Origin of the sequence: Nevskia ramosa DSM 11499 (assembly GCF_000420645.1) — a bacterium.
Taxonomy (GTDB): Bacteria; Pseudomonadota; Gammaproteobacteria; order Nevskiales; family Nevskiaceae; genus Nevskia; species Nevskia ramosa.
This window is the reverse complement of the sequence record NZ_ATVI01000011.1, coordinates 23,894-47,370: the sequence shown is the minus strand read 5'-3', so window position 1 is coordinate 47,370 and position 23,477 is coordinate 23,894. Positions and strand designations below refer to the sequence as shown.

Here is a 23,477-nt window from a genome sequence, read left to right as displayed (position 1 = left end):
GTCCGGATGGGATGGCGACAATTTTACAGCTCTGCATTTAACGATACAAAAAACGTGTTGACTTAATTAATAGTGTATCGAATAATGGCCTAGGTCTTCAGCGGAGTGCCGTCATGTACGCACAGATGGTCGATACCGGATCCCCTTCGGCAGCTTCACTCGACGAGCGCGAAGCGCGCTTCCAGAGCCGCATCGACGATGGCATTCGCGTCGAACCGCAGGACTGGATGCCGGATCGCTATCGCAAGACGCTGATCCGCCAGATCAGCCAGCACGCCCATTCGGAAATCGTCGGTCAGCTGCCGGAAGGCAACTGGATCACCCGCGCGCCGTCGCTGAAGCGCAAGGCCATCCTGCTCGCCAAGGTGCAGGACGAAGCCGGCCACGGCCTGTACCTGTACAGCGCCGCCGAAACGCTGGGCATCACCCGCGACCAGATGGTCGACGACCTGCATACCGGCAAGGCCAAGTATTCGTCGATCTTCAATTACCCGACCCTGACCTGGGCCGATGTCGGCGCCATCGGCTGGCTGGTCGATGGCTCGGCGATCATGAATCAGATCCCGCTGTGCCGATGCAGTTACGGGCCGTATGCCCGCGCGATGATCCGCGTCTGCAAGGAAGAGGCGTTCCACATGCGCCAGGGTTACGACATCATGCTGGCGCTTTGCGCAGGCACACAAGAGCAGAAGGCGATGGCCCAGGACGCGCTCAATCGCTGGTGGTGGCCGAGTCTGATGATGTTCGGTCCGCCGGATGGCGACTCGGTGCACAGCACCCAGTCCCAGGCCTGGAAGATCAAGCTGTTCACCAACGATGAGCTGCGCCAGAAGATGGTCGACCAGACGGTGCCGCAGGCCGAGCATCTGGGCCTCGTCGTGCCGGATCCTGCCGTGAAGTGGAACGCCGAACGCGGCCACTACGACTACGGCGATATCGACTGGGAAGAGTTCTACAACGTGGTCAAGGGCAATGGCCCCTGCAACCGCGAACGCCTGGAAGTGCGCAACAAGGCCTGGACCGATGGCGAGTGGTTCCGCGATGCCCTCGTTGCCCACGCCGACAAGCAGGCGCAGCGTGCTGTCGCACAAGCGGCTTGATCAGATGTAGGGCGGCCCATGGCCGCCTTCGCAAGCAATTCGAAACGTGCCGGCGGCCATGGGCCGCCCTACGGAGATGACCGTGAAAAACCAATGGCCGCTGTGGGAAGTGTTCATCCGCAGCCAGCACGGGCTGGCGCATCGTCATGTCGGCAGCCTGCATGCGCCGGACGCGACGATGGCGCTCAACAACGCCCGTGATGTCTACACACGCCGCAATGAAGGCGTCAGCATCTGGATCGTCAAGGCCGCCGACATCACCGCCAGCCATCCGGATGACAAGGCCGAACTGTTCGATCCGGCCAACAGCAAGGTCTATCGCCATCCCACGTTCTTCCCGATGCCCGAAGAAGTGAAAGGGCTATGAGCACCGCCCGCCACGAGTATCTGCTGCGCTTCGGCGACAACGCGCTGATCCTCAGCCAGCGCCTCGGTGAATGGTGCGGCAAGGGCCCGGCGCTGGAGGAGGACATGGCGCTGACCAATGTCGCGCTCGATCTGCTCGGCCAGGCCCGTCTGCTGCTGAGCCTGGCGGCGGAAGCGGCCGGCAATGGCGCCGATGAAGACAGCCTCGCCTATCACCGCGATGACCGCGAATTCCGCAACGTGCTGCTGGTCGAGCAGCCGAATGGCAACTACGCGGACACGCTGGCCCGGCAGTTCCTGTTCGATGCCTGGTCGTCACTGGCGCTGCGCCGGCTGCTCACCTCCGGCGATGCCGCGCTTGCCGCGATCGCCGAGAAAGCGGTCAAGGAAGTCAGCTACCACCTGCGCCGTTCCAGCGATTTGATGGTGCGCCTCGGCGATGGCACCGAGCGCAGCCACGCGATGCTGCAGGCAGCGATCGACAAGCTCTGGCCGTACAGCCACGAGCTGTTCATCGGCGATGCCGTCGACGCCGAGATGACCGCGGCCGGCATCGGCTTCGATCCGGCCAGCCTGCACGACGAATGGCTGGCCTATGTCCGTGAAGTGCTCGCTGAAGCGACCTTGAAGCTGCCGGCTGCCGGCGGCTGGATGCCGAAGGGCGGCAAACAGGGCTTGCACAGCGAGCATCTGAGCAAGCTGCTGGCCGAGATGCAGGTGCTGCAGCGCAGCCATCCCGGCGCGAGCTGGTAAGCCCGTTTCGCGATGAACGCCGCCGCCGTCGACAAGCCTTCGCTGGACACCGTCTGGCATTGGCTGGCCGAAGTGCCGGACCCGGAGATTCCGGTGATCTCGATCACCGATCTCGGTATCGTCCGGGATGTGCGCTGGCAGGATGAACAGCTGGTGGTCACCGTGACGCCGACCTATTCCGGCTGCCCGGCGACCGAGGTCATCGCGGCGTCGATCCGGGTCGCGATGGCCGAGCACGGCATTGCCGACGCGAAGATGGAAACCCGGCTGTCACCGGCCTGGACCACCGACTGGCTGACGCCGGAAGCGAAAGCCAAGCTGCGTGATTACGGCATCGCACCGCCAGTGGGCCTGGCAGCGGGCGAGCAGCGCATCGACATCAGCCGGCTGACCCGGCGTGCGCCGCCGGCGCCGGTCGTGGCCTGCCCACGCTGTACGTCGACCCACACCGAGATGCTGAGCCAGTTCGGCTCCACACCCTGCAAGAGCTTGTATCGCTGCAAGGCTTGCCGAGAACCATTCGATTATTTCAAGTGCCACTGATGCAGCGCGTACGACAAACCGTCAGCACTGTGCCGCGTCTCGCGGCGCGACTCTGCGTTGCGAATCGTCGCCATAGAACAACTATGGCTCCTCATCGCGCCTTGATTCGCACCACGATCCATCGGCCCATTACTAACGCTTTGTCGTGTGCGCTGCATAAGCGATTACACGCTGGGGCCAACGCGGGGAGAGCCGCATGAGCAAGTTTCATTCATTGAGCGTGGCCAAGGTCAGCCCGGAGACGCGTGATGCCGTCGTCGTCACGTTCGCCGTGCCGCCCGAGCATCGCGAGGCCTATCGCTATGAAGCCGGCCAGCACCTGACCATTCGCGCCGATATCGGCGGCGAGGAAGTGCGGCGTTCGTATTCGATCTGCTCGGCGGCGCAGGAGCAGAGCCTGCGGGTTGCGATCAAGCGCATCGATGACGGCCTGTTTTCGTCATGGGCTTTCGAGCATCTGAAGCCCGGCATTGCGCTCGATGTCATGGAGCCGTCCGGCCACTTCAGCGTGGAGCTTCTGCCGGAGTCGCAGCGCCATCACGTTGCTTTCGCGGCCGGCAGCGGCATCACCCCGATCCTGTCGCTGATCAAGACCACCTTGCAGGCCGAGCCGAACAGCCGCTTCACCCTGGTCTACGGCAACCGCGCCTCATCGAGCGTGATCTTCAAGGATGAGCTGGCCGATCTCAAAGATCGCTACATGAGCCGCTTCAATCTCGTGTTCATCCTTAGCCGCGAGCAGCAGGACGTCGACTTGTTCAATGGCCGCATCGATGCCGCGAAGTGCGAATCGTTGTTGAAGCAGTGGGTCAATCCCGAGGATATCGACGTCGCCTACGTCTGCGGCCCGCAGGTGATGATGGAGCAGGTGCGCGACAGCCTGGTCGCCAGCGGTGTGGCCAAGGCCAGCATCAAGCTGGAGCTGTTCGGCACCGCGATGAATGGCGCGGCACGCAAGCCGCGCGCAGCGGTGGTGAAGGGCGAGGCGGGCTGCGAAGTCACCGTGATCCACGATGGCCGCAGCCAGCAGTTCAGCCTGAAGAAGAACGGCCTGTCGCTGCTCGATGCGGCGCTGGCCAATGGCATCGAACTGCCGTACGCCTGCAAGGGCGGCGTCTGCGGCACTTGTCGTTGTAAACGCTTGTCCGGCGAAGTCGACATGGATGCCAACTACTCGCTCGAAGATTACGAACTGGCACGCGGCTTCATCCTGAGCTGCCAGAGCTTTCCGGTCAGCGACAGCCTCACGCTCGACTTCGATCAGGAGACCTGAGGCGTGGCCCAAGGTAGCGATGCGGACATCCTGCTGATCGAACGCATTGGCAAGGTCGCGCTGCTGCGCCTGAATCGTCCGGAAGCAATGAACGCGCTGTCGATGCCGCTGCGCGAAGCATTGCGTATCGCGTTGATCGCGCTCGATGACGACGAGGCCATAGCCGCGATCGTCATCACCGGCAACGACAAGGTGTTCGCCGCCGGTGCCGATGTCCGCGCGCTGCAGGACTGGAGCGAGGAAGACGCCCGCACCAACACCGAACTGCGCGGCGCCTGGAACCAGATCGGCGCGATGCACAAGCCGGTGATCGCCGCCGTTGCCGGCATGGCCTTCGGCGCCGGCTGCGAACTGGCGATGATGTGCGACTTCGCACTCGCTGCCGACAACGCCCAGTTCGGCCAGCCGGAGATTCGCCTGGGTCTCATCCCCGGCTCCGGCGGCACCCAGCGGCTGGTGCGCGCAGTCGGCAAGAGCAAGGCGATGGAGATGGTGCTGACCGGCCGCAATATCGACGCTCATGAAGCCGAACGCGCCGGCCTCGTCGCCCGCGTGCTGCCGCTGGCTGAGCTGATACCCGAAGCCTTGAAGACGGCCGAACGGATCGCCGGCTACTCGGCACCGATCGTCGAACTGGCCCGCGCCGCCGTGAACGCCGCGCACGAGACCTTTCTCGAAGACGGCCTGAAGCACGAGGCCCGGCTGTTCGAAGCCACGTTCACCACTGAAGACCGTCGCGAAGGCATTGCCGCCTTTCTCGACAAGCGCAAACCCGTATTCAAGAACCGATAAGCCGGCGCGCGATCGCCGCCCAGAACCCGAGGAGTGACAACCATGATCAAGCTTGAAAGCTACGCCTGCGGCAAATGGCAGCAGGGCGAGGGCGGTGAAACGATGTTGAACGCGCTGACCGGCGACCCGGTCGCACAGGTCTCGAGCAAGGGTCTCGACTTCGCCGCGATGCTCGAGCACGGTCGCAAGGTCGGCAGCCCGGCGCTGCGCAAGCTCACGTTCCATGAGCGGGCGATGAAGCTGAAGGCGCTGGGCCAGTATCTGGGCGAGCGCAAGGATGTCTACTACGCGTTGTCCGCCGCTACCGGTGCTTCGAAGAACGATTCGATGATCGACATCGACGGCGGCTTCGGCACGCTGTTCTCGTACGCCAGCAAGGGCCGTCGCGAACTGCCGAACGCCAGCTTCATCGTCGACGGCAACACCGAAGTGATGAGCAAGACCGGCAGCTTCGTCGGCCAGCACATCATGACGCCGCTGAAGGGCGTGGTGCTGCACATCAATGCCTTCAACTTCCCGGTCTGGGGCATGCTCGAAAAGCTCGCCGTGAATCTGCTCGCCGGCGTGCCGGCGATCGTCAAGCCGGCCAGCCAGACCTCGTATCTGACCGAGCGCGTGTTCCGCGACATGGTCGCTTCCGGCATCTTTCCCGAAGGCTCGTTCCAGCTGATCTGCGGCTCGGTCGGCGATCTGTTCGAGCATCTCACCGGCCAGGATCTGGTCACCTTCACCGGCTCGGCCTCGACTGGCCAGAAGCTGAAATCGCATCCGGTGATCGTCCGCAATTCGGTGCGCTTCACGATGGAAGCGGACTCGCTGAACTGCTCGATCCTCGGCCCCGATGCCGTGCCGGGTTCGGCGGAGTTCGATCTGTACGTGAAGGAAGTGGTCCGCGAAATGACCACCAAATGCGGCCAGAAGTGCACGGCGATCCGCCGCGCCTTCGTGCCGCGTGCGCAACTGGATGCGGTGGTCGAGGCGCTGAAGGCGCGGCTGGCCAAGGTCGTCGTCGGCGATCCTTCGCAGGCCGGCGTGACCATGGGCGCGCTGGCTTCGCTCGGCCAGCGTGACGAAGTGCTGAAGGCGGTTGGCCGTCTGCGTGACGTCGCCGATCTGGTGTTCGGCGATCCGCAGGATTTCGCCGTCACCGGTGGCGATGCCAAGAAGGGCGCGTTCCTGTCGCCGCTGCTGCTGCGCTGCGCGAACCCGCATGCCTCGCCGGTCGTCCACGAGATCGAGGCCTTCGGCCCGGTGTCGACGGTGATGCCGTACGACGATATCGATGACGTCATCGCGCTGGCCGCCAAGGGCGAAGGCAGCCTGGTCGGCTCGCTGTTCACTTACGACAACGACTTCGCCCGCGATCTGGTCATGGGCGCGGCCAGCTATCACGGCCGCCTGCTGATCGTGAATCGTGACTGCGCCAAGGAATCGACCGGCCACGGCTCGCCGATGCCGGTGCTGGTCCACGGCGGCCCGGGCCGCGCCGGTGGTGGCGAGGAAATGGGCGGCGTGCGCGGCGTCAAGCACTACTTGCAGCGCACCGCGCTGCAGGGCTCGCCGGCGACGCTGAGCGCAATCACCGGCCAGTGGATCGCCGGTTCGCCGCGCGCCGAAGGCGTCCATCCGTTCCGCAAGAACCTCAGCGAACTACAGCTCGGCGATACGGTGAAGGCCGGCCCGAAGCTGATCACGCTCGAAGACATCGAACACTTCGCGCACTTCACCGGTGACACCTTCTATGCGCACATGGATGAAGCGGCCGCCGCAGCCAATCCGTTCTTCGGTGGGCGCGTGGCGCACGGCTATTACATCCTGTCGGTCGCCGCTGGCCTGTTCGTGCAGCCGGACCCGGGCCCGGTGCTCGCCAACTACGGCCTCGACAATCTGCGCTTCGTGACGCCGGCCAAGCCGGGCGATTCCCTGAGCGTGACCTTGACCTGCAAGGGCAAGAATCCGCGCATCACCGAGAACTACGGCGAAGTACGCTGGGATACGGTGGTGACCAATCAGGATGGCCTGGTCGTCGCGACTTATGACGTGCTGACGATGGTGGAAAAAGCGCCAGTCTGAGCGACGAGAAACTCCCTCCCCGCGAGCGGGGAGGGAGGTCAATGAAAGCGGAGGAGAGACACGCATGGCTTACGAAAACATCCTGTTCAGCCTTGAAAACGGCATCGCCCGAATCACGCTGAACCGTCCGGATCGTCTGAACAGCTTCACCGTCGCGATGCACACCGAGCTGCGCGACGCGATCAACACCGTCAAGGCCGATCCGAGCGCCAGAGTGCTGCTGCTGACCGGCGCCGGTCGCGGCTTCTGCGCGGGTCAGGATTTGTCCGATCGTGCGGTTGCTCCTGGCGACAAACCCGTTGATCTCGGTGACACCGTCGAAGCCTGGTGGGCGCCGCTGGTGACCAGCCTGCGTCGGCTGCCGATGCCGGTCGTGGTCGCGGTCAATGGCGTGGCCGCGGGTGCTGGCGCCAACGTCGCGCTCGGCGGTGATCTCGTGCTCGCCACACGTTCTGCAAGCTTCATCCAGCCGTTCTGCAAGCTCGGCCTGATCCCCGATACCGGCGGCACCTGGATCCTGCCGCGCCTGCTCGGTACCGCGCGGGCGATGGGCCTGGCGATGCTCGGCGACAAGCTGACTGCAACGCAGGCCGAGGAATGGGGCCTGATCTGGAAGGCGATCGACGACGACAAGTTCAAGGACGAAGTCGAAAAGCTGCTGACTCATCTGTCGACCGCGCCGACCAAGGGCCTGGCGCGCACCAAGCAGCTGATTCTCGACAATGGTTCGGTGCCACTCGAAGAAGCGCTGAAGGCAGAAGCCGGCGCGATGCGCGAACTCGGCTTCAGTGATGACTATCGTGAAGGCGTTGCTGCCTTCCTCGAAAAGCGCCCGGCCAGCTTCACGGGCAAATGATCGCGACGACTGAGGGTTTGCCGACCTCCGCTGCCGTCGCCGTGATCGGCGCTGGCGCGATGGGCGCCGGCATTGCCCAGCTGGCTGCCGTCGCCGGCCATCCGGTCTGGCTGCACGACATGCGCGCCGGTGCTGCCGAGACGGCGATTGCCGGCATCCGCGCCCAGCTTGCCAAGCTGGTCGAGAAGAAGAAGCTCAGCGCCGAGCAGTTCGATGCTGCTTCCGCTGCGCTGAAACCAGCCACGGCGACCGAGGATCTGCGCGACTGCAAGCTGGTCGTCGAAGCGATCGTCGAAGATCTCGAAGCCAAGCGCGGCTTGTTCGCTCAGCTTGAAGCCTTGCTCGGGCCGGATGCGATTCTCGCCAGCAATAGCTCGTCGCTGTCGATCACCGCGATCGCCGCCAAGCTGAAGCGGCCGGAGCGGCTGGTCGGCATGCACTTCTTCAATCCGGCGCCGTTGATGGCGCTGGTGGAAGTGATTTCCGGCGCGGCGACCGATGCAGCGCTGGCCGCCACCGTATTCGCGACGGCCGAACGCTGGGGCAAGACGCCGGTGCATGCGCGTTCCACACCCGGCTTCATCGTCAATCGTGTCGCCCGGCCGTATTACGCCGAAGCCCTGCGCCTGCTGCAGGAAGGTGTTGCCGATGTCGCCACACTCGATGCGGTGATGCGCGAATCCGGCGGCTTTCGCATGGGGCCGTTCGAGCTGATGGACATGATCGGCCATGACGTGAACTACGCGGTGACCCGCTCGGTGTTCGACGCCTATTACGGCGATCCGCGCTTCCAGCCGTCGCTGCTGCAGCTGGAGCTGGTGCAGGCCGGCTATCTCGGCCGCAAGAGCGGTCGCGGCTTCTACGATTATCGCGAAGGCGCGACCAAGGCTGCGCCAGCCAGCCTGGCGCCACAGCCACGTCCGGCGCGCATCGAGCTGGCGATTGCCGATCCACTGGCGGCAGCGCTGGCCAAGCGGCTCGATGCTTCCGGCAGCGTGCTCGCCTTGACCATGGCCGAGGCCAGCGATGGCCGGATCGCCACCGTCGACGGCGTGGCGCTGTTCGTCAGCGACGGCCGCAGCGCCACCGCGCGCGCCGCCGCGCTCGGCATCGGAGAAGTCGTAGTCATCGATCTGATGCTTGATGCCGCTACCGCCAGGCGCGCGGCGATTGCCGTTGCCGCGCAGAGTTCGCCGGCTGCACCGGCAGCGGTCGCGGGCCTGCTGCAGGCCGCGGGTTTCGCGGTTTCCCAGCTCGGCGATTCTCCGGGGCTTGCGGTGCTGCGCACGGTGGCGATGCTGGCCAACGAGGCGAGCGATGCCGTGCATCAGCAGGTCTGCAATGCGGCGGCGGTCGATATCGCGATGCGTGGTGGCGTCGGTTATCCGATCGGACCCTTGGAATGGGCAGAGCGCATCGGTGCTGGCACCGTGCTTGCGGCGCTCGATCACCTGGCCGGGCATTACGGCGAGCCGCGTTATCGCGCCTCGCCGCGCTTGCGCCAGCAAGTGCTCGCATCGAGCACTTCAGCCCAATCTTCTGGAGAAGCAAAACGTGAGTGAAGGACCCGAAAAGCAGCTGGTGATGAACGTCCTGATGACCTCGGACATGGCCAACTTCAGCGGCAATGTCCATGGCGGCCGCATCCTGTCGCTGCTCGACAACGTCGCCTACGCCTGTGCGGCGCGCTACAGCAAGCACTACGTCGTGACTCTGGCCGTCGACCAGATGTTCTTCAAGGAGCCGATCCATGTCGGCGATCTGGTGACCTTCAAGGCGGCGATCAACTACACCGGCAAGTCGTCCATGGAAGTCGGCATCCGGGTCGAGGCCGAACACCTGCACACCGGCGTGCGTCGCCATACCAACACCTGCTATTTCACGATGGTGGCGCTCGATGCCGATCGCAAACCGGCTCCGGTGCCGCCGTTGAAGCTGGAAACCGATGAAGAGCGCACTCGCTACGCCGCTGCCGAGTGGCGTCGTGATCAACGCAAGGCCAACGCGGCGAGGGCAGGACGATGAGCGACATCATTCCGATTGATTCATCCGATCCGGTGGCGCTGGCGATGGCCGTCGGCGGCGCGATGTTCGGCCGTGATACCGCCTCGCAGTCCATGGGCCTGACCATCATCGACATCGGCCCCGGCTACGCGACCCTGACCATGACCGTGCGCCCGGACATGCTCAATGGCCTTCTGACCTGCCATGGCGGCTTCATGTTCGCGCTGGCCGACAGTGCCTTCGCCTTCGCCTGCAACAGCCGCAACGAGGCGACCGTAGCGGCTGGCTGCAACATCGAATACCTGCGCCCGGTGATGGTCGGCACCTTGCTGACAGCCACCGCCGTCGAGCGCTCGCTGGCCGGCCGCAGCGGCGTCTACGACGTGACCCTGACCGACCCTGAAGGTGTGGTCGTGGCGCTGTTCCGTGGCAAGTCCGCCCGCGTCAAGGGCGATGTTCTCAATGCGCCCAACTTATAGAGATCGCGCGAATTGCACGTTCCGGCAGCGGCCCTGCACCTAGGGTCATGTGCGCTAGCCGGAAACGATGAACAGTTCGCAGCATCCCCATCTGCACGTCACCAGCCTTTCTGCGAGGAGTAGTTCCATGGTCAGCCGTCACCCAGTCAGAGCCGCTGCGCTCGATCCGATCGAACGCGCCAGCCGCGATGAACTCCAGACGCTGCAGCTGGAGCGCATGCGCTGGTCGCTGCGCCATGCCTACGACAACGTCGCCCACTACCAGCAGAGCTTCGATGCCGCCGGTGTGCATCCGGATGATCTGAAGTCGCTGGCCGATATCGCCAAGTTCCCGTTCACGACCAAGAAGGACCTGCGCGACAACTATCCCTTCGGCCTGTTCGCGGTGCCGAAGGAACGGATCTCGCGCATTCACGGTTCGAGTGGCACCACGGGCAAGCCGACAGTCGTTGGCTACACCGCGAAGGACATCTCGACCTGGGCTGATGTCGTCGCCCGCAGCATCCGCGCTGCCGGCGGCGGGCCGGGCGACATGGTCCATATCGCCTATGGCTATGGCCTGTTCACCGGCGGCCTCGGTGCCCATTACGGCGCCGAACGCCTGGGCTGCACCGTGGTGCCGATGTCCGGTGGCCAGACCGAGAAGCAGGTGCAGCTGATCCAGGATTTCAAGCCCGACATCATCATGGTGACGCCGAGCTACATGCTGAACCTGATCGAGGAATTCCATCGCCAGGGTATCGATCCGGCGCAATCAAGCTTGCGCACCGGCATTTTCGGTGCCGAGCCCTGGACCAACGCGATGCGTCAGGAGATCGAGAACCGCGCCGACATCGATGCCGTCGACATCTACGGCCTGTCCGAAGTGATGGGCCCCGGTGTCGCCAGCGAGTGCATCGAGACCAAGGACGGCCCGACGATCTGGGAAGACCATTTCTATCCCGAGATCATCAATCCAGCGACTGGCGACGTGGTGGCCGATGGCGAGGAAGGCGAGCTGGTATTCACAAGCTTGACCAAGGAAGCGCTGCCGATCATCCGCTACCGCACCCGCGACTTGACGCGTCTGCTGCCACCGAGCGCGCGCAGCATGCGGCGGATGGGCAAGATCACCGGCCGCTCGGACGACATGCTGATCATCCGCGGCGTCAACGTCTTCCCGACCCAGATCGAGGAACTGCTGCTGCGCTGCCCGCAGCTGACACCGAACTACCTGATCGAAGTGATCCGCGAAGGCAACCTCGATCAGCTGCTGGTCAATGTCGAACTGTCGGTCGCCGACGCCGGCATCGAAGACGGCCTGCGCAAGGAAGTGAGCAGCAATCTCCAGCACCTGGTGAAGACCTACGTCGGCATCAGCGTCCGCGTGCTGCTGCACCACCCGGAGACGCTGGAGCGTTCGATCGGCAAGGCCAAGCGAGTAATCGATCGCCGGCCGAAGGAAAGCGCGCCTGCCATTCAACTCGTCACTCGCTGAACAACGTCGTCATTCCCGCGAAGGCGGGAATCCAGTGTTGACGCTCGCGCGTCGCTGGTAACGAAGAACTGGATCCCCGCCTGCGCGGGTATGACCCAACTGAATTGCTGCTCCACGGATTCCATTTTTCGCCATGAACCACGCCTACATCTGCGACGCCATCCGCACGCCCTTCGGCCGTTACGGCGGCGCGCTGGCCAATGTCCGTACCGACGATCTCGCGGCGCTGCCCATCGCAGCACTCATGCAGCGCAATCCGAACGTCGACTGGGCGGCGGTCGAAGACGTGCTCTACGGCTCCGCCAACCAGGCTGGTGAAGACAATCGCAACGTCGCGCGCATGGCCGCGCTGCTCGCCGGCCTGCCGCAGGAAGTGCCGGGTTCGACGATCAATCGCCTGTGCGGATCGAGCCTCGATGCGATCGGCATGGCGGCTCGCGCGATCAAGGCGGGCGAAACGCAGCTGATGATCGCCGGCGGTGTCGAAAGCATGACCCGCGCGCCGTTCGTGATGGGCAAGGCCGACAGCGCGTTCTCGCGAGTCGCCAAGATCGAGGACACGACGATCGGCTGGCGCTTCATCAATCCGCTGCTGAAGGCGAAATACGGCATCGACTCGATGCCGGAAACCGCCGAGAACGTCGCCGAGCAGTTCGGCATCTCGCGCGCCGATCAGGATGCTTTCGCGATCCGCAGCCAGCAGCGCTGGGCCGCTGCTCACGCAGCCGGTTTCTTCGCCAGCGAACTGGTGCCAGTCGCCATTCCGCAGAAGAAGGGCGAATTACTGCAGTTCACGGCCGACGAACACCCGCGCTCGGATACCACCCTGGCGATGCTCGCCAAGCTGAAAGGTGTCGTGAAGCCGGATGGCAGCGTCACCGCCGGCAACGCGTCAGGCGTCAACGATGGTGCCTGCGCCGTGCTGCTGGCATCGGAAGCCGCCGCAGGACGCTACGGCCTCAAGCCGCGAGCCCGCGTGTTGGCGATGGCGACTGTCGGCCTGGCGCCCCGGATCATGGGTTTCGGACCTTCGCCAGCGACCAGGAAAGTGCTGGCGCTGGCCGGACTGAAGCTGTCGCAGATCGACGTCATCGAACTCAACGAAGCCTTCGCGGCGCAGGGCCTGGCCGTGACCCGCGATCTCGGCCTCGCCGACGATGCCGCCCACGTCAACGCCAACGGCGGCGCGATCGCCATCGGCCATCCGCTGGGCGCTTCGGGTGCGCGTCTGGTGACCACCGCGCTGAACCAGCTCGAACGCACCGGCGGCCGCTATGCGCTGTGCACGATGTGCATCGGCGTCGGCCAGGGCATCGCGATGGTCATCGAGCGGGTTTGAGCAAAGGCCCCAAGCGGCTAGGGCTTGCGCTCGAATACCAGCAAGGTCGAAGTCGCTGACGCATACAGGCGGCCGGCTTCGTCGGTGATCCGCGCTTCGGCAAAGGCCACGCGCTTGCCGATCGAAACCACCTTGCCCTCGGCGCGCACCAGGCCGGTGCTCGCGCTCAGCGCGCGGTGATAGGCGATCTTCAGTTCCAGCGTCGTGTAGCCCTGCTCGCTGCTCAGCGCGGAATGCACCGCGCAGCCACAGGCCGAGTCGAGCAGTGTGGCCGCATAGCCGCCGTGCACGGAACCGATCGGGTTATAGGCGTGCGCGCCCGGCGTCGCCGCGAACACTGCGCGGCCTTCCGAGACTTCGACCAGCGAAAACTTCAGCGTCTCGCCGATGGCCGGTTGCCGGCCGCTCGCAAGCCAGCCGCGCAACTGTTCGAGGCCGTTTGCAGCGCCGGGTTGTTCCAGCAGATTCATGTCGTTCTCCAGTGTTGGGGGCAAGTCCGGCGCTGTTCGGCCAGCTTCGTGCGGTGAGCATCGGCAAGATCGCGAACGCTCACCATTTCTCGGTCCACGGCCGCAGCACGATCTCGTAGGCCCAGGTCGACCGATGCTGGCGATGGATCTGCAGATAGGTTTCCGCGATACGGTCGGGGTCGGCCATGTTGTCGTCGACGGTGGTGCCTGCCAGCCGGTGTGCGCGGCTGCCGTCTTCCTGTGTCCAGCCGATCGCGGCGTCGATCGGCACGTTGGCGACATGAATCCCTTGCGGCATCAGCTCCCGAGCCATGCTCTGGGCCAGCCCGGACTTGGCGTGACAGGCCATCGCGAAGGCGCCGCTGCGGGGATAGCCCTTCAGCGCCGCACTGGCGTTGGTGAAGATGAGCGTTCCTCTTGCGCCGTTGGCATTCACCTCGTTGCCAAGCATCAGCCGGGCCGCCTGCTGGCCGACGAGGAAGGCACTGAACGCCGAGTTGCGGAGCGCATCGAGCACCAGGCTCGGGTCGGCTTCCGTGATCGGCTTGCCAAAGATGCCGAGACTGCGGCCGTCGATGTTGTGGACTACCAGTGTCGGCGAGCCGAGGTCCCGGGCAACCGCCTGGAACAGCGACTCGACGGCGGCGGGATCACTGCCATCGCAGGCATACCGTCGCACCCCGTGGGACTTCTCGAGCTTCAGAAGCACGGCCTTGTCGGGATCCCTGGCGGCGACGGCGACGCGCATGCCGTTCTCCGCGAACAGTTTCGCGCAACTGGAACTGATGCCCGGGCCGCCACCCACGATGAGGGCGACATCCTGGGCTGCGGCTGGGGGAACGCTGTTGTCGGTCTGGCTCATGTCGTCTTCTCCATGCGTGTTCTTGTCGGTTGCTTCCGCGTCTTTCCGTGGGCGTCGCGCGTGTCGGATCAGCCCGCTAGGAAATTCAGGACGGCAGGTACGAATGCGCGGTGATGCTGAAAGACTCCACCGTGATCGTCCGGGTCGGCACGTCTTTCCATTTCATTTTGCTCATGGGTCGCTTCTGAAAGGCAGCGGAATCTCTAGGGCTTGGCGCGAAGACGCCGCGTCTGGAAGGTGCCCCAGCCGCTCTTCGTCACTGCCTTGAGGAAGGCCCACAGGCCGCTTTCGCCGGGCCGTGGATCGCCGCCGTCGGCAATGCGGCGCAGCTGCAGCGAATACCAGAAGATCTCCATGACGCCCATGCGGTCGATCGGCGGGATGCCGGTCTTGATCGGGCGCACCTGCTGGGGGCTGTCCTGTCCGCGCAGCAAGGCCGCCGGCGCATCGGGATCGATGGCCAGCAGGCGCGCGAGGCCGATCACGTCGAGCGCGCCGGAGCGCAGCGCGGCGTTCATGCCGGCGGCGCTGCGGAAACCGCCGGTGACCATCAGCGTCACTTTCAGCGAGGCGCGTGCCTTCTCGGCGAAGTCGAGAAAGTAGGCCTCGCGCGCTGCGGTGGAAGCCTTCTGTGCCGGAGGAAGTGCGCCGGACATCGCCGGGTCTTCGTAGGTGCCGCCGGAGATTTCGATCAGATCGATACCGGCGTCGACCAGCGCCTGCATCGTCGCCAGCGATTCCTCTTCGCTGAAGCCGCCGCGCTGGAAATCGGCGGAATTGAGCTTGATGCCGACCGGGAAGTCAGCGCCCACCTGTTTGCGGATTTCGGCATAGACGGCCAGCACGAAGCGCCGCCGCTTCTCCGCGCTGCCACCCCATCGATCGTCGCGCCGGTTGTGGTGCGGTGACAGGAACTGGCCGACCAGATAGCCGTGTGCGCCGTGAATCTGCACGCCGCTGAAGCCGGCCTTCTTGCAGATCGCAGCACTCCGGCCGAAGCGCTGGATGATGTCCTCGATCTCGGCCTGAGTGGCCGCGCGCGGGGTTTCGAACAGCGCCTGCATGTCGGCACGGAACGGCACCGCCGACGGCGCGAGCGTGCCGGCGTTGAGGCCCTTGGTCGCCTGCTTGCCGGGATGGTTGAGCTGCACCCAGATCGCCGCGCCCTGGTCGGTGGCCGCACTCGCCCACTGCCGCAGCAGTGGCAGATCCGTTTCGTCCTCGATCACGACGTTGCCGGGCTCGCCCAGTGCACGGCGGTCGATCATCACGTTGCCGGTGATCAGCAGACCGATGCCCGATGCCGCCCAGCGCCGATACAGTTCGACGAGCTTCGGCGTCGGTTGATTGGCGTAAGTCGCCAGCGCCTCGCTCATCGAAGCCTTGGCGAGGCGATTGCGCAGGGTACTGCCGTTGGGTAGCCGCAAGGCTTGAGTCAGGAAATTGGCTTGCAGGGAAGTGGAATCGGCCATGGTCGATGCTCGTACCGTTCGGTAATTACTTGGCGGCAGCTGAGGCCCGAGCGGGCGTCGCAGGCGCATCGAGCCGGAAATCCTTGCGGATGCCGGCGTCGACCAGAGCAGCAGGTGCAAATCTGCGCAGGAACCGCAGCCGGCCGGCGAGGCTGCCGGCGGTATAGCGCAGCTTGGGATGAGCCGCGCTGGCGGCCAGCAGCACCACGTCGGCGACCACGGCAGGGTCATCGCCCTTGGCGATGGAATCCACCATCAGCTGGTTCATGCCGGCGCGGTTGCTGCGGTACTCGTCCAGCATCGTGTCGGGTTCCATCAGGTTGGCGTCGAACGCCGTCCTGGTGAACGCCGGCTCGACGACCGAAACGCGGATGCCCCGGGTGCGCACTTCGTGGTCGAGCGATTCCGAATAGCCTTCGACGGCATGCTTGGTTGCGGAATAGAGCGCGCCGTAGGGCATCGGCAGCAAGCCCAGGATCGAGCCGATGTTGACGATGCGACCGCTGCCCTGCTTGCGCATCTGCGGCAGCACGGCGCGGGTCATCCTGACGATGCCGAAGAAGTTGGTTTCGAAGATCGCATGCGCCTGCTCGATCGAGCTTTCTTCCGCACCGGCGGGGGCAACGCCGAAGCCGGCGTTGTTGACCAGCAGATCGATGCGGCCTTCCCGCCGCAGCAGTTCGTTCACCGCGGCAGCGACCGATTCATCGCGGGTCACGTCGAGCGCCAGCATCTCGAACGATGACGAATCCTGTTGCCCGCCACGCCGGCTGGTGCCGTAGACCTTGTAGCCCGCCTTGACGAGCCGCTCCGCGGTCGCCTTGCCGATGCCGGAGGAGGCGCCTGTAACGAGGGCGATGGATTTGTTGACGCTCATGGTAGTGCCTCTCTGTCGATGACGATGCGCGGAAGTGCTGCATCGGGTGAAGAATTTATGATGTTCATCATATTCAAGCGCGTGTCGAAAGCCGACCTGCGTGCTGCCGCGTTCAGGATTCAGTAGGGCTGAAGTGCTTCAGCGTCGATGCCAGCAGCGCATCGGCAAGCTTGGGGTCGTCCACGGCGCGCGCCAGCAGCAGGGTGCCGACCATCGAGGAGACGATGACGAGTGCGCGTTCGTGCGCTTCCGGTTGCCCCCAGTCGGGCGAATGGCGAGCCACGACATCGATCATTTCCTTGATCCGGCGCGTCGCCGCGCCGCGTACTTCCGGTGCCTGGCGCGACATCTCCGAACCCAGCGCCACGACCGGACAGCCTGTTTCCACGGCCTTGAGGTGTTCCCTGGAAAGATAGAACGACATCATTCGCTGCAAGGCCTGCTCCGGCGGCACCATGGCGGCGACGCGTGCCGATGCGGCGGCTGCGTCTGCACCGGCCCGGTCCGCCGCCTCGGCGAGCATGGCTTCGCGCGAGGAGAAATGGGCGTAGAAGCCGCCATGGGTCAGCCCGGCCTCTTTCATGATGTCGGCGACGCTCGTGCCGTCATAGCCGCTGCGCCGGATGGCGCGCGCGGCGGCAGCGACGATGCGCTCATGCGTGGTTTCCTTGGATCGAGTGGCGGGCTTCTTCATATGATGGTCATCATAATAAATTCCGCGGGAAAAACAAGACGCGCCGCGATATCGCCGCAGATCTGCCGCGTCGTCGCCGGCTTCCGCAGTCCTAGTAGTGATGACTCCAGCCGAAGTACAGGGTTTCGACATATGGCGTCAGCGTTTCATTGCCGCCGAGTGCGGTGGCCGAAGGACCGCCGTAGGTGCCTTTCAGATAACGCCCATAAGCGAACTGCAGATCGTTGGTCTTGGTGAACGCCCAGGTGAAGCCGGCCGTGACATTGCGGACTGGATTCGGCGCCAGCAGGTTGAAGCTCACCGAGTTGGCGCTGGAATCGCGTTGCGGACGCCTGCCGTAGGCGAGCCCGGCACGCAGGGTCAAGGAGGGAAGCACGTCATACGCGAGCGCAAACCGATAGTTGCTCTGGCTTCTCCAATTGAAGCCGCTGCCGGTATTGCTGCCCAGCGGATTGCCCTGGGGATCGACCAGAGAATTCAGCACGCCGTTGCCAAACGCCCTGATGTGGCCGAAGTTGATGCGCTGAAAGTCGAAGCCGATCGTCCATTTCTCGATCGGCGTCAGTGACAGGCCGACGCTGTAGTTCTCAGGAATATCGAACGAGCCATTGCCGGCCAACAGCCCACGATAGGACTCGAAGTTCTGCATGTAGACCCGCGTCGAGTATGCCGCGCCAACATTAAGCCAGGGCAGGAGTTGCCCGTACCAGCCGACGCGCACACCGGCGCCGAGCGCCCCTTCATAGCCATTGTTGGTGACCGCATCCGGGTGTCCGGATAGGCCCTGAAATGCCTGCAGTCCGTACGCCTTGAAGCGCTGATAGGCCAGCAGTGGCGCGATGCCGAAGCTGTATCCCGGTGCGTACTGCCAGCTGAGTGTCGTGGCAAGGATCAGCTGGCTCAGGTCGAAGCCCAGCTGGCCGCAGCCGAGCAACAGATTGCCCGGCTGGTTGCCGCATTTGTCGGGCGCCGCATTGTTGCCGGGGACGCCGGTTTCGCCGCGGTAATCGCTGTTGAGTCCGCCATTGCCGTAGAGCGTCAGGCCCCAGGACAGTGCCTCGTTGATGCGCGCGGCATAACCGACTTCGGGCAGCAGGAAGAACTGGTTCTTGCTGGTGGTCGAGAAATCGTAGGAGGGATCGAGGGAGTCTTCTCGTTCGGCGCGCCGATGCGGCATGAACGCCATCAGCCCGAGATCGAGACGATCGTCGACCGCCGACAGCTTGGCCGGATTGGAAGCGCCGGCGAACGCATCAAGGCCGAAGGCCGTCGAGGTTCCCGCAGATTGCGCTGCCTCGGGACCATAACCGAGTACGAAGTAGCCGCCGCCAGCCTGCGCCGACATCGAAATCCCCAGACCGATTGCCAGCAGCAGGCAAGCGCGTCCCTTCAAGCTCAAGCAATACATGATCTCTCCCTGCACCAACGTTGACTTGCGCTTGGCTCGCGGCCTGTTGCGGGCCCGCTGTCAGTCAGCGCTTCTAGGTTTTCGGATCGGGACCGCTCTGGCTCCCGCTACTGGCGATCAGTGTAGTCAGCGCATGCAGGCAAGACTTGACCTCAGGTGCATTCTTTTCCTTCGCGTAGCCGTTCGGCGGTGACGACGTGCGTACGTGTTGGCGATGAGACCCGCCAAGATGCTAACCAGCACCCCTGGCAATACTCAGCAGCTCGGAGACTTCCCATTGATCGTAGGCATGGGTTCCATACTTCGCGGCAACCACCATGCCCTTTTGATCGATCAAGAAGTCTGCGGGCAGGCCATGCGGGCCGTTTTCCATTTTCACGCCCATCTTGCCGAGCAGCATGCCTTTGATAGCCGCCCACAGCGCTCGGGGATGGAGGCTGGCCCATATCGACCGCTCGACGCCGAATTGGGCATAGAAGGTCTTGCTCGGATCGGCTACCGCTGCGAAGGCAATGTCTTTCTGGTACTTCTTCATTTCGGCTACTGAAGAATGAAAGAAAATGACTTCACGTATTCCGGCAGCCTCGATCCGGTCGTAGCTTTTGAAAAACGTGTGTAGATGGAGATTGCAGATCGGGCACCCTGCGAAACGCCGGAACTGGAGATGGGTGAATTTCGGCGAAGACTCGGGAACGGTCAGCGGTCTTCCTTGAATGGTCTGCACCGTGAAGCTCGGAATGGTTTGACCGACTTGTACTTTCATGGCTGAGCTTCTCGTGCGAATGGCGTTCAGATCAGGCGGCAACAGCGCGGGCCAGTTGCTTCAGGGTCGGAAGCAGCTCGCTCGGGTCCGGACGACGGGTGTAGTCCGGGTTCACTTCGGCGTAGGCGATCACGCCGTCCTGGGCGATCACGTAACGGCCAGGCATCGGCAGCGTCCAACTCGGCTCGCCATTGGTCTCGGCCAAGTCGATCTTGAACATCTTGTAGATCTCCCGCAGATACTCGGGCAGCACGAAACGGATGCCGAAGGTCGCGGCAGTCTCACCGCTCCGGTCGCTCAGGATCGGGAAGCTCAGTTTGTTGTCGCGCTGGGCTTTGCGGCTGAATACGGCGGTTTGCGGCGAAATCGCGACCAGTTCGGCACCCTGATCACGGATATCCTTGGCGGCGGCTTCGATCGCCTGCAGGTCCAAGTTGCAGTACGGGCACCACACGCCGCGGTAGAACGTGACGACCAGCGGGCCTTTGCGCAGCAGGTCGGCCGAGGAAACGGATTTGCCGTCGGAATCGACGAGGGTGAAGGCCGGGGCGCGGTCGCCTGCCTTGAGGGCGCGTTCAGCCTGGCCGCTGGCAATCAGCTCCAGGGTGGCCTTGTGCATCGCCGCAAAAGTCTCGGGCGCCGCCTTGGTTTCGAAATTCGCTTTCAAGGCGTCCAGCTTGGCTTGCAATGACATGGTCTATCTCCGGTTATTCAGGGCGCAGGTTGGCGCTGGAGTGCATGGTTAGTCATTCTATTTCTGAGAGGTAGACCCGTTCTTCAAGTAATATTTATTTGATAAACAAATGAACAATCGATTCTTCTCACTTCGACTCTTCTCTCGCGTGGCGCGGCTCAGGAGCTTTTCCCTGGCCGGCCGCGAGTTGGGGCTGTCGCAGCCGTCCTCGTCCAGAATCATTTCCGAGCTGGAGAAAGAGGTGGGCGCAACCCTGCTGACCCGTACCACTCGCGGCGTGACGCTCACCGAGGCTGGCAGGGACTACCTCGATCGAATCGAACCGATCCTGATTGCCCTGGAGGAGGCGGATCATGCCGCCCGTGGCACCGGTGAGTTGCGCGGTATCCTGCGTATTGCGGTATCGACCCCGATCGCCGTTCGCGAGTTGGCACCGCGTCTGCCGGCGTTCATGGATCGGCACCCGGCATTGCGGGTCTCCCTGCAAATGAGCGACCAGCGTCAGGATCTGGTGAACGAAAGCATCGATGTCGGTTTGCGATTCGGAGTGCTGACCGATTCAAACGCGGTGGCGCAGCCTCTGGGCCAATCGCGCAGGCTGCTCGTAGCGTCTCCGGCGTACCTTGCAAGGGCTGGAACGCCTGAGTCTCCCGGTGAACTGGCCAGTCATTCGCTGATCGTGGGTCCTTCGGGCGCCACTCCAGCCGGATGGTCCTTCCAACGTAATGGACGGACGACGTCCATCCGCGCGGAGGGGCGACTGATCGCCACGGTCAACGAAGGCGCAACCGCCGCAGCCGTTGCCGGGCTCGGCATCATGTCGACCCTCGAATGGGGCTGCCGCGCCGAGTTGGCAAGCGGCGCCCTGGTAGAGGTCATGGTTGACTGGAAGATGGAAACCGTTGATATCCACGCGGTCTTTCCAGCCGGTCGCGCCGCAAAGCCCTCCGCACGTGCGTTTGTCGACTATTTCCGGGCCGCGCTGAGCGAGCAGGAAACCGGGGTGGATCGCTGATCCCGCCGCCGGTCTCGACGACCTTCTCGAGCCTTCGCTGGCTCAGCCTTTCATGCCGATGTCCTGCCAGCCAGCGGACAGCGAGGCCGCTGCGCTGGGTCGGGCATTCATCCGTGCCAGCCAGGCGCTGATGTTGCTGAGCGCGGGGTCGATCACCAGGCCGGTCGACAGGCAGAAGTCGAGGCAGCAGTACAGCGTCAGGTCGGCGACTGTGAGCCGGTCTCCGCAAATGTACGTCTGCCCTTCAAGAAGAGAATCGAGCAGGGCAACGCCGTCGAGGCCTTTGGCGCGCAGTCCGTCGGCAGCTTCCGGAACGCAGCGGAAGCGGTGCTCGAACAACGCCAGTCCGGGGCCGAAGCGGAAGGCGTTGTAGAGGTACTCGGTGGCCTGCAGTTCGACGCGGCGCAGGTTCATGCGGGTCTCGGCGCGCTCCCAGGCATTGCTGCCGATCAGGGCCGGTGCCGGATGCAGTTCTTCGAGGAATTCGCAGATCGCGCCGGTCTCCGAGAGCACATGACCATCGTCGAGTTCGAGGCAGGGAATGCCGCCCGCCGGATTCTTCTTGCGGTAGGCCTCCTGGCGATTCTCGGCGCCGAACAGGTCGACACTTTCGAACGGGATCGACAGGCCCTTCTCGGCAATGAACATCCGCACCATGCGCGGATTCGGACCGAATGACTGCAGTAGTTTCATGATGGTGCTCCCCTCGTTTTGTGGCGGATGGATCCGCTTCAGTGCGGCTTGCTCAGTACTTGCCCAGCGCCTGCAGATAAGGCTCGATGTCCGGTGCAATCGCTTCCATCGCGCGCAGGCGTTCGAAATGAGCGAAGGCCTTGGGGAAGTCCGCGCGGCTGGCGGAGGACAGCATCGGCCGCAGGGCCAGTCGTTCCAGCAACTCGACGTGGCTGATCTCGTTGTGGAACAGGGTCAGCTCGGCGATGAAGCAGATATCGGCCAGCGTCAGGCGATCGCCGACCAGAAAGCCCGCTGGCCCTTGCAGCGCCCGCTCGATGCCACCCATGTAGGTCGCGAACGCCTGCTCGGCACTGCGATGGACATCGGCGGCAAGCGATCCCGACCACAGCGCGAGCACATAGATCTGCGTATCGCGGGCGAACAGCAGGCTGGCGTCGAGAAAGCTGTCGATCCGCGAAGCGCTGTACGGATCGTCGCCGTAGAGCTTGGCCTGGTCGTGACCGAGGCGAGCCACGGCCCGCATGATGCTGTTCGATTCGAAGATGCCGACCTTGCCATCAGGGCTGAACGCGGCCGGCACCGTGCCGAACGGATGCGCTGCAAGAAAGGCTTCGGTCTTGTACAGCGTGCTGGTGAAGCCTTTCTTCGCGGTGCGCAGCAGATGCTCCAGCGACGCGCGCTCGGTATCCGACATCACATGCGCATCGAAATCCCAGAGCCAGTGCTTCAGCTCGGGCACCGAGGCGCCGCGCAGGTCGAGGGTGACGCCGCACAAGCGCGCCGCGATCGTCGCCTTCGCGATCCGTGGATTGGGAAGATAGGAAAAGATGCGCAGTGCGCTCATCGGAAGCTCTCGACGTTCATGGTTCGGCGAGCCGGCTCAGGCGCCGGCAAAGCGTTTCGCCGCAGCGGCAACGCGCAGCCCGAGTTTCTGGGCCGTCAGCAGATCGCTTTCCGGCGGTGCCAGTTCCGCCGGCTGATCGAAGTTGGCCTGCGCCATCGCGCCCAGCCAGCTGCCGAGCCGGTTGATGTCGTTGACCGAGCCGGTGCTGACATTGTTGCCGGGCATCAGGCCGGTGCTGATCCAGAACATGCCGTGCTGCGCGGCGAAGATCGCCAGCGACACCAGGGTGTTGAGCTTGTCGCCGCTCTGGCTCGACGAAGTGGTGAAACCGGCGGCCACCTTGTCCGCCCATTCCTGCTTCATCCAGCGCGACGAGCTGTCTTCCATGAACTTCTTGAACACCGCCGACGGCCCGCCCATGTAGGTCGGGCAGCCGAAGATCATGCCGGCGCTGCTGCCCAGTTCATCCCAGGGAATGTCCTTGGCGACATCGACGAGCAGCGCCTTGGCATAGCCCGATTGCTCGACCCCTTCGGCAACGGCCTGGGCCTGACGCGCGGTGTGGCCGTAGCCGCTGTGGAACACGACTGCAATCTGCATGGCGAATCTCCTCGATGGATGTCCGAT

25 protein-coding genes are annotated in these 23,477 nt (G+C 64.0%); 14 read left to right on the top strand and 11 right to left on the bottom strand.

What is annotated here, in order from left to right:
* Window positions 1-113 precede the first annotated feature (113 nt).
* The 13 genes from paaA to pcaF all read left to right on the top strand — a co-directional run bounded on the left by paaA (window position 114) and on the right by pcaF (window position 13,055).
* Complete coding sequence (gene paaA, locus G513_RS0118045; protein WP_022978268.1) at window positions 114-1,100, top strand: 1,2-phenylacetyl-CoA epoxidase subunit PaaA; 987 nt, start codon at window positions 114-116, stop codon at window positions 1,098-1,100.
* An 82-nt stretch (window positions 1,101-1,182) separates the two neighbouring features.
* Window positions 1,183-1,467, top strand: coding sequence for a 1,2-phenylacetyl-CoA epoxidase subunit PaaB (gene paaB, locus G513_RS0118040; RefSeq protein ID WP_156891794.1), 285 nt, complete (start codon window positions 1,183-1,185; stop codon window positions 1,465-1,467).
* Complete coding sequence (gene paaC / locus G513_RS0118035; RefSeq protein ID WP_022978266.1) at window positions 1,464-2,219, top strand: 1,2-phenylacetyl-CoA epoxidase subunit PaaC; 756 nt, start codon at window positions 1,464-1,466, stop codon at window positions 2,217-2,219. The genes paaB and paaC overlap by 4 nt, the downstream gene beginning before the upstream one ends.
* Before the next feature lie 12 nt (window positions 2,220-2,231).
* Window positions 2,232-2,762 (top strand): 1,2-phenylacetyl-CoA epoxidase subunit PaaD, encoded by a 531-nt coding sequence (gene paaD, locus G513_RS0118030; RefSeq protein WP_022978265.1) that lies wholly within the window; start codon window positions 2,232-2,234, stop codon window positions 2,760-2,762.
* Between the two features lie 196 nt (window positions 2,763-2,958).
* Window positions 2,959-4,035: a 1,2-phenylacetyl-CoA epoxidase subunit PaaE gene (gene paaE / locus G513_RS0118025; RefSeq protein ID WP_022978264.1), complete on the top strand. Its 1,077-nt coding sequence runs from the start codon at window positions 2,959-2,961 to the stop codon at window positions 4,033-4,035.
* Between the two features lie 3 nt (window positions 4,036-4,038).
* Window positions 4,039-4,827 (top strand): enoyl-CoA hydratase-related protein, encoded by a 789-nt coding sequence (locus G513_RS0118020; RefSeq protein WP_022978263.1) that lies wholly within the window; start codon window positions 4,039-4,041, stop codon window positions 4,825-4,827.
* Between the two features lie 42 nt (window positions 4,828-4,869).
* Window positions 4,870-6,900, top strand: coding sequence for a phenylacetic acid degradation bifunctional protein PaaZ (gene paaZ, locus G513_RS0118015; RefSeq protein ID WP_022978262.1), 2,031 nt, complete (start codon window positions 4,870-4,872; stop codon window positions 6,898-6,900).
* Between the two features lie 64 nt (window positions 6,901-6,964).
* A complete protein-coding gene (gene paaG, locus G513_RS0118010; RefSeq protein ID WP_022978261.1) occupies window positions 6,965-7,756 on the top strand; it encodes a 2-(1,2-epoxy-1,2-dihydrophenyl)acetyl-CoA isomerase PaaG in 792 nt (263 codons plus the stop codon).
* A complete protein-coding gene (locus G513_RS23945) occupies window positions 7,753-9,318 on the top strand; it encodes a 3-hydroxyacyl-CoA dehydrogenase (protein WP_022978260.1) in 1,566 nt (521 codons plus the stop codon). Before paaG ends, G513_RS23945 begins: the two co-directional genes overlap by 4 nt.
* Window positions 9,311-9,781 carry an acyl-CoA thioesterase gene (locus tag G513_RS0118000; protein ID WP_022978259.1) on the top strand — a complete coding sequence of 157 codons (471 nt, stop codon included), beginning with the start codon at window positions 9,311-9,313 and terminating at the stop codon, window positions 9,779-9,781. The genes G513_RS23945 and G513_RS0118000 overlap by 8 nt, the downstream gene beginning before the upstream one ends.
* Entirely contained in the window at window positions 9,778-10,239 is a 462-nt protein-coding gene (gene paaI, locus G513_RS0117995; RefSeq protein WP_022978258.1) for a hydroxyphenylacetyl-CoA thioesterase PaaI, read from the top strand. Before G513_RS0118000 ends, paaI begins: the two co-directional genes overlap by 4 nt.
* A 127-nt stretch (window positions 10,240-10,366) precedes the next feature.
* Window positions 10,367-11,716, top strand: coding sequence for a phenylacetate--CoA ligase PaaK (gene paaK, locus G513_RS0117990; protein ID WP_022978257.1), 1,350 nt, complete (start codon window positions 10,367-10,369; stop codon window positions 11,714-11,716).
* 133 nt (window positions 11,717-11,849) lie between these two features.
* Complete coding sequence (gene pcaF, locus G513_RS0117985) at window positions 11,850-13,055, top strand: 3-oxoadipyl-CoA thiolase (protein ID WP_022978256.1); 1,206 nt, start codon at window positions 11,850-11,852, stop codon at window positions 13,053-13,055.
* A gap of 17 nt (window positions 13,056-13,072) precedes the next feature.
* Here pcaF and G513_RS0117980 read toward each other — a convergent pair whose 3' ends face one another.
* The 8 genes from G513_RS0117980 to G513_RS0117940 form a co-directional block, all read right to left on the bottom strand.
* Window positions 13,073-13,525 carry a PaaI family thioesterase gene (locus G513_RS0117980; RefSeq protein WP_022978255.1) on the bottom strand — a complete coding sequence of 151 codons (453 nt, stop codon included), beginning with the start codon at window positions 13,523-13,525 and terminating at the stop codon, window positions 13,073-13,075.
* Window positions 13,526-13,604: 79 nt separating this feature from the next.
* A complete protein-coding gene (locus G513_RS0117975) occupies window positions 13,605-14,387 on the bottom strand; it encodes an SDR family oxidoreductase (protein ID WP_022978254.1) in 783 nt (260 codons plus the stop codon).
* 203 nt (window positions 14,388-14,590) lie between these two features.
* Entirely contained in the window at window positions 14,591-15,859 is a 1,269-nt protein-coding gene (locus G513_RS0117965) for an NADH:flavin oxidoreductase/NADH oxidase family protein (protein WP_022978252.1), read from the bottom strand.
* Between the two features lie 25 nt (window positions 15,860-15,884).
* On the bottom strand, window positions 15,885-16,736 hold the full coding sequence (locus tag G513_RS0117960; RefSeq protein WP_022978251.1) for an oxidoreductase: 852 nt from the start codon (window positions 16,734-16,736) through the stop codon (window positions 15,885-15,887).
* Window positions 16,737-16,848: 112 nt separating this feature from the next.
* Window positions 16,849-17,430 carry a TetR/AcrR family transcriptional regulator gene (locus G513_RS0117955; protein WP_022978249.1) on the bottom strand — a complete coding sequence of 194 codons (582 nt, stop codon included), beginning with the start codon at window positions 17,428-17,430 and terminating at the stop codon, window positions 16,849-16,851.
* 91 nt (window positions 17,431-17,521) lie between these two features.
* A complete protein-coding gene (locus tag G513_RS0117950; protein ID WP_084711613.1) occupies window positions 17,522-18,838 on the bottom strand; it encodes an OmpP1/FadL family transporter in 1,317 nt (438 codons plus the stop codon).
* A 232-nt stretch (window positions 18,839-19,070) separates the two neighbouring features.
* A complete protein-coding gene (locus G513_RS0117945; RefSeq protein ID WP_022978247.1) occupies window positions 19,071-19,601 on the bottom strand; it encodes a peroxiredoxin-like family protein in 531 nt (176 codons plus the stop codon).
* Window positions 19,602-19,632: 31 nt separating this feature from the next.
* Entirely contained in the window at window positions 19,633-20,295 is a 663-nt protein-coding gene (locus tag G513_RS0117940; RefSeq protein ID WP_022978246.1) for a peroxiredoxin-like family protein, read from the bottom strand.
* A gap of 109 nt (window positions 20,296-20,404) precedes the next feature.
* On the opposite strand from G513_RS0117940, the gene G513_RS0117935 reads away from it, so the two are divergent.
* A complete protein-coding gene (locus tag G513_RS0117935; RefSeq protein WP_022978245.1) occupies window positions 20,405-21,310 on the top strand; it encodes a LysR family transcriptional regulator in 906 nt (301 codons plus the stop codon).
* Window positions 21,311-21,352: 42 nt separating this feature from the next.
* Here G513_RS0117935 and G513_RS23940 read toward each other — a convergent pair whose 3' ends face one another.
* From G513_RS23940 to G513_RS0117920, 3 genes are read right to left on the bottom strand one after another with little or no spacing between them, the layout of a single operon-like run.
* The gene (locus G513_RS23940) at window positions 21,353-22,003 is read right to left on the bottom strand and encodes a glutathione S-transferase family protein (RefSeq protein WP_022978244.1); all 651 of its coding nucleotides are present in this window, start codon (window positions 22,001-22,003) and stop codon (window positions 21,353-21,355) included.
* Between the two features lie 52 nt (window positions 22,004-22,055).
* The gene (locus G513_RS0117925; protein ID WP_022978243.1) at window positions 22,056-22,850 is read right to left on the bottom strand and encodes a glutathione S-transferase family protein; all 795 of its coding nucleotides are present in this window, start codon (window positions 22,848-22,850) and stop codon (window positions 22,056-22,058) included.
* 36 nt (window positions 22,851-22,886) lie between these two features.
* On the bottom strand, window positions 22,887-23,450 hold the full coding sequence (locus tag G513_RS0117920) for a flavodoxin family protein (protein WP_022978242.1): 564 nt from the start codon (window positions 23,448-23,450) through the stop codon (window positions 22,887-22,889).
* Window positions 23,451-23,477: the final 27 nt, after the last annotated feature.